The following is a 6,115-nucleotide window of genomic DNA, read 5'->3' on the forward strand; positions in this document are numbered from 1 at the left end:
GTAATAAATGGGCCAGCTGACCTTCGCTATCGCAGGCAAGCCAGCTCCCACATTCAGGCATCCTCAAGTATGAGGTCGGCGCCCTTCTCCGCCACCATCAATACCGCTGCATGGGTGTTACCCGAGGTCACATTCGGGAAAATCGACGCGTCCACAATGCGCAAGCCGTGCAACCCGTGCACCTTCAAGCGCTTGTCCACCACCGACACCTGCGGGTCCGAGCCCATCGCACAGGAGCCGCACAGGTGGTAGATCGAGCCGCTGTTTTCGCGGAAGTATTGCAGCATCTGCTCGTCGCTCTGCACGGCCGCGCCGGGCAACACCTCGGCCACCGTGATGCCTTTGAGCGCAGGTGCCTGCATGATCTTGCGCATCAAGCGGCTGCCCTGGATGACTTCGTCAATGTCCTTTTGCGTACTCAGATAGTTCGGATCGATCAACGCCGCATCCCGCGGGTTGTTCGAGGCGATACGGATGGTGCCACGACTGGTCGGCCGGCACGGGTTGAAGCACAGCAGGAAACCGGAATACGGCTCGGGCTTGAGGCTGGCCTTGTTGTTTTTCGGAATCTGGTACGACAGCGGGTTAAAGTACAACTGAAGGTTCGGGTCCGCCTGCTGGTCGTTGCCGCGAAAGAAACCACCGGCCTGGTTGACGCTCATCGCCAACGCGCCCTTGCGAGTGAACAGGTATTTCAGGCCCAGTTTCAGCTGGCCGAACAAAGAGCTGAGTTCGTCATTGAGGGTGGGAATATTGGCCTTGTAGTAGTAGCTGGCGCACAAGTGGTCCTGCAGGTTTTCACCTACGGCCGGCAGGTGCTTGACCAGTGGGATGCCGTGTTCAGCCAGCAGTTGCTGATCGGCCACGCCGGACAGTTGCAGGATCTTCGGCGTGTCGACGGCACCCGCGCAAAGGATCACTTCCTTGCGTGCCTTAAAGGTGCGCACCACGCCCTTTTGGGACACGCGAATCCCGCTGGCGCGTTGCTGGTCATCAAACAGCACACGATCAACCAGTGCATGCAACTCCACGGTCAGGTTCGTGCGACTGAGCGCCGGATGCAAATGCGCAAAGCTGCTTGAGCAGCGCTCGCCATTGCGGGTGTTGACGTCATACAAGCCCGCGCCTTCGAAATGGGGGCCGTTGAAGTCATCACTGAGGCCGTAGCCGAGCTGTTCGCAGCCCTTGAGGAACACGTCACAAATCGGGTGGGTCTGGCCCTTCATCGGTGTGATGCTGATGGGGCCGCTGCCACCGTGGTACTCGGTGTCGCCCAGCGGGTGATTTTCCAGTTTGCGGAAGTACGGCAGTACATCCTTGAAACCCCAACCGTCGTTACCGTTGGCCGCCCAGTCATTGAAGTCATGGGCCTGACCGCGCACGTAGATCATGGCGTTGATCGAACCCGAACCGCCCTGCACCTTGCCGCGCGGCGCATAGATTTCCCGGCCAGCCAAGTGTTTTTGCGGCTGGCTGTAGTACATCCAGTTAAAGGTCGGGTTGTAATACATCTTGGCGAATCCGACCGGGATCTTGAACCACCAGGAACTGTCTTTGCCACCGGCTTCCAGCAGCAACACCGAGTATTCGCCCGAAGCGGAAAGCCGGTTGGCCAGAACGCAGCCGGCAGCACCCGCGCCGGCGATGATGTAGTCATATGTCATTCACGGTTACCGCGTAAGTCGTTTTTATCAGCCCTTGGCGGGCGAAGTGTCTTTGACGTCAGCTGGCGTCGGCGCCATCTGCAGGTGCAAACGCTCGCCGGTGTACGGCGTGTGTTTGCGCACCACGTCCATGTTCAGCTCCACGCCCAGGCCAGGTTCGGTGGACGGGATGATGTAGCCGTCCTCCCATTGCAGCGGCTTGGTCAGCACTTCGGCGTGGAAACCGCCCCAGGTCATGATGCTTTCCTGGATCAGGAAGTTCGGCGTGCACGTGGCCAGCTGGAAACTCGCCGCCGCGCCGATCGGCCCGTTGTACAAGTGCGGCGCGATTTGCGCGTAATAGGCTTCTGCCATGCTCGCGATCTTCTTCGCCTCCAGCAGCCCGCCGCAACGCGCCACGTTCATTTGCAGGATCGACGCGCCGCCGGCCTGCAGCAGTTTGAAAAACTCGTACTTGGTGGTCAGGCGCTCGCCGGTGGCAATCGGGATGCTGGTCTTGGCCGCGACCTGGGCCATCGCGTCTTCCTGGCCAGGCGGCACCGGTTCTTCGAACCACAGCGGGTCGTATTTCTCCAGGCGCTTGGCCAGGCGGATCGCCGATGACGGCACCATCTGCCCATGGGTGCCGAACAACAGGTCGCACTTGTCGCCCACCGCCTCGCGGATCTTGCGGCAGAAAGTCTCGCAACGCTCCAGCACTTCCAGCGAAATCTGGTGGCCGGAGTACGCGGTGTACGGGCCGGCCGGGTCGAACTTCACGGCAGTGAAGCCTTTGTTCATATTCTCGATGGCGCACTCGGCGGCCAGGTCCGGGTCGTCGTAGTCGTACTCGCCCTTGCTGTTGACCGGGTACAGGTAGGTGTAGGAACGCAGGCGCTCGTTGACCTTGCCACCCAGCAGCTCATAGACCGGCTTGTTGGCGGCTTTGCCGATGATGTCCCAGCACGCCATTTCCAGGCCGCTGACCACGCCCATCATGGTCAGGTCCGGGCGCTGGGTGAAACCGCTCGAATAAGCCTGGCGGAAAAACCGCTCGATGTGGTGCGGGTCGTGGTTGAGCAGGTAGCGCTCGAACACATCCTCGATGATCGGCAGCATGGCCTTGGGACCAAAGGTGGCGGCGTAAATCTCACCGACACCTTCAATGCCGCAGTCGGTCTTGAGTTTGACAAACAGCCAATACATGCCACCGATATGCGGTGGTGGGACGGCAACGATATGGGTTTCAAGGGCGACGATTTTCATCTCAGGCACCTGTCTGGTTGAATTTTTTACGATTGATTCGAGCGCGCAGCGTCAGGGCCGCAAGCGTCCCGAGCACGCCGATAAAGGCGATGTAGCCGAAATACAGGTTGTAACCGGGCTTGCCTGGGTAGGTATCGGTCAGGTAGCCATTGATCAGCGGGATAAAGGTGTCGGGCAGGTAACCCACCACCGAGACGATGCCGATGGCCAGGCCGGTGATTCGCAGCGGAATGTCGCAGCTGTCGAGAATCGCCCAGTACAGACCGCGAATCGCATAGGTCATCAGGCCGATAAAGATCACCGTGCCGATCAGCAGGCCGAGGCTGTTGAGCGCCGGGAACACGATCAGCCCGACCATCGCCAGGGTCACCAGCACCAGCGCGACGATCAGCACCGAGATGTTCGAGAACTTGTCGCCCAGCCAGCCGCCGCCGATGCCGCCGATGGGGCGCATCCACAGTTTGATGGTGGTGATGGTGCCGGCCATCACCGCAGTCATGCCGCTGCCTTGCAAGTAGTCGGAAAAGCTGTAGGTAGCCCAGAACATGTGATAACCGCAGAACACGATGGCGGTCACCAGCCACAGCTCGGGGATTTTCACCAGGGTGGTCAGGTCGGCGATCAGGTTGAACTTGCCCTTCTCTACCGCTGGCGTCTCTGCCAGAGACTTGGGATCTTTGAGCAGTACCAGCCCGCAGCCAATGGCTATACAGATAAACGAGTACAGGTACACCACGTGCTTGAAGCCTTGGGCCGCCGACTGGCTTTGAGTTTCGGTGGCATAGGCAAACAGGCCCAGGGCCACGGTCGCCAGCAAGGCTTCCACCAGCCCGCGACCGCCATCGAGAATGCCGAAGAACCGCCCCTGCTCACTCTGATGAGCAATCATCTTCACGCGCTTGAGCACCGAGGCCCAGAACGTCAGGCCAGTGGTCAGGCCCCAGCAACCGAAAATGATCATCAGGCCGGTCATTGACGGCACGCTGGCGTACCACAGGCCCAGTGCGCCGGTGGCGACCAGCGAGAAGAAGATCAAAAAGCGTGGCGGCAAACGGTCGGCCAGCCATCCGCTGGGCAGGTAGCTAAGCAAAAAGATCGTGCCGAGCATGGAGTACAGGTAGCCCAGTTGACTGTGGTTGATCTGGAACACGTCGAGCATGGTGGTCTGGTAGACCTGGCGCAGGTAGAGGATCGGGTAGATCGCGCCGGCGGCGAGTACCAGCAACAGCAATTGGAAATAACGGCTGGCAGTGTCGTTTGCCGCGGGCACGGCAACGGAAACCTGGGCAACGGGTGCAGGCTTGGACATCATGTGGACCTCAGGCACCCGCTGCGCGGGCGCCCTGATAATTGTTTTTATTAAAGGTGCAACAGGTGCGCGTGGATCAGTACTTCATGACCACCAGGCGGGTCTGGGTAAACTCAAGCATCCCGTGCTTACCGTCATCGCCGCCCAGCCCTGAGCGTTTCCAGCCGGCGTGGAAACCCTGATACGGGTCTGCCGGCGTGCGATTGACGTACAACTCTCCGGCTTCGATGGCATTCGCCACTTTCATTGCCGTGCGGTAGTTCTCGGTGTAGAGCACCGATGACAGGCCGAACTGATGGTCGTTGGCCATGGCCAGCGCTTCGTCGATGTCGCGGTACTTGAGCACCGGCAACACCGGGCCGAAGATTTCTTCCTGAATGATTTCCATGTCCTGGCGGCAACCGCTGAGCAAGGTCGGCGGATAGAAATGGCCCGGCCCGGCTGGCAGCACACCACCTGTTTCCAGTACAGCACCGGCAGCGACGGCGCGCTCGACCATGGCGTGGATATTCTTTTGCGAGCTGGCGTTGACCAACGGGCCCATCAGGCTTTCGTCCGTGGAACGGTCACCGAACTTCACCGCGCTGATCTTGGCTTTCAGCAAAGCGAGGAATGGCTCATAAATACTTTCGTGCACATACACGCGTTCCACCGCCGTACACAGCTGACCGCAGTGGGTGATCTTGGACGCAACGATAGCGCTGGCGGCTGTTTCCAGGTCGGCATCCGGTTCGATGATTGCCGGGGTCTTGCCGCCCAATTCCAGGGATGGTTTGGCGATATTGGCCTTGCAGTAATCCAGCACGATACGCCCGGCGTTCACGCTGCCGGTGAGGGTGATCAGGCCGACGGCCTTGTGCGTGCAGACGCTGGCGGCGGTGGCGTGGTTCATGGTCAGGATGTTGATCACACCGGCTGGAATACCGGCTGTCACCACTGCCTTGGCAATTTTAAACGCCGACAGTGGCGTGTTGTTGCTGGGCCGCACCACCACGGTATTACCCGCGATCAGCGCCGGGGCAATCTTGCGCAACAGCGTGTAGACCGGGTAGTTGAACGGGATCAGACAGGCCACCACACCAATCGGCTCGCGGTGCAGGAACAGGTTTTCGTCCGAGGTATCGCTGGGGATGATCTCGCCTTCGATGCGGCGGGCCCATTCGGCGTGGTAACGGGTAATTTGCGCGGCGTAGCGGGCTTCGTTGCTGGCGTCAGTGACGCTCTTGCCGGACTCGCTGGCCAAAGCCGTACCGATGGCTTCGGCGTGGCTGTCCAAGGCATCAGCGAAGGCACGCAGGTGCTCGGCGCGTTCGATGCTGGTGAGCGTGCCCCAGGTTTTCTGGGCGCGGGCGGCGGCGTCGACGGCGGCAATGGCCTCATCGGCGGTGGCGGCGCTGACATGGCCGACCAGGGATTCATTGGCAGGGTTGTAGACGGCGATCAGGGCGTCGCTGGCGGGTTCGACGAATTGACCGTTAAAGAAATTGCGCTCGAATTGCATGTGGTTTGCCCAACGTTGTTGTTTTGCGAGTGACATGCAGTTTTGTCGTTGTTAGGGGGGCGGGCAAACGACTTATTGGATGGGGTAACGTGCGAAAAATGAAGGTTTGTGTGTCTGTAGCGGGAATATATCTCCTGAGTGGTTGAAGCAAAAGCACAGCCAAAGCGGCCATGATCAGGCAAGCTGCACACGGTCAACTGTGGGAGCTGGCTTGCCTGCGATAGCGGTTTGTCGGTGTACATATCCATTTCTGCGGTAACGGCTTCTATTGGTTCCGCTCTTACAGCGGGTCACTTTTGGCAAACGCCCCAAAAGTAACCAAAAGGTCTGTGCCCCACCACTCGGCACCTCGCTTAGGCTCGGTGTGCCCTCACTCCGGCTTGAATCCGTGGGCCG

Annotated in this window: 4 protein-coding genes; all 4 read right to left on the reverse strand. The window is 59.9% G+C overall.

Features of this window, described 5'->3' with window-relative positions:
* Positions 1-53: 53 nt before the first annotated feature.
* The gene (locus GIW28_RS16570) at positions 54-1,664 is read right to left on the reverse strand and encodes a GMC family oxidoreductase (RefSeq protein WP_099549894.1); all 1,611 of its coding nucleotides are present in this window, start codon (positions 1,662-1,664) and stop codon (positions 54-56) included.
* 27 nt (positions 1,665-1,691) lie between these two features.
* Positions 1,692-2,909 carry a mandelate racemase/muconate lactonizing enzyme family protein gene (locus tag GIW28_RS16575; protein WP_017135452.1) on the reverse strand — a complete coding sequence of 406 codons (1,218 nt, stop codon included), beginning with the start codon at positions 2,907-2,909 and terminating at the stop codon, positions 1,692-1,694.
* A gap of 1 nt (position 2,910) precedes the next feature.
* A complete protein-coding gene (locus GIW28_RS16580) occupies positions 2,911-4,218 on the reverse strand; it encodes an MFS transporter (RefSeq protein ID WP_026013562.1) in 1,308 nt (435 codons plus the stop codon).
* 76 nt (positions 4,219-4,294) lie between these two features.
* Positions 4,295-5,719, reverse strand: coding sequence for an aldehyde dehydrogenase (gene aldA / locus GIW28_RS16585; RefSeq protein WP_099549896.1), 1,425 nt, complete (start codon positions 5,717-5,719; stop codon positions 4,295-4,297).
* Between the last annotated feature and the right edge of the window lie 396 nt (positions 5,720-6,115).

Source organism: Pseudomonas sp. PA-5-4B, from assembly GCF_021606215.1.
Taxonomy (GTDB): domain Bacteria; phylum Pseudomonadota; class Gammaproteobacteria; order Pseudomonadales; family Pseudomonadaceae; genus Aquipseudomonas; species Aquipseudomonas edaphica.

What these genes read in the sequence shown, in the direction of transcription:
- GIW28_RS16570 (WP_099549894.1), bottom strand. Translation starts at nt 1,664, where the DNA reads ATGACATATGACTACATCATCGCCGGCGCGGGTGCTGCCGGCTGCGTT.
- GIW28_RS16575 (WP_017135452.1), bottom strand. Translation starts at nt 2,909, where the DNA reads ATGAAAATCGTCGCCCTTGAAACCCATATCGTTGCCGTCCCACCACCG.
- GIW28_RS16580 (WP_026013562.1), bottom strand. Translation starts at nt 4,218, where the DNA reads ATGTCCAAGCCTGCACCCGTTGCCCAGGTTTCCGTTGCCGTGCCCGCG.
- aldA (WP_099549896.1), bottom strand. Translation starts at nt 5,719, where the DNA reads ATGCAATTCGAGCGCAATTTCTTTAACGGTCAATTCGTCGAACCCGCC.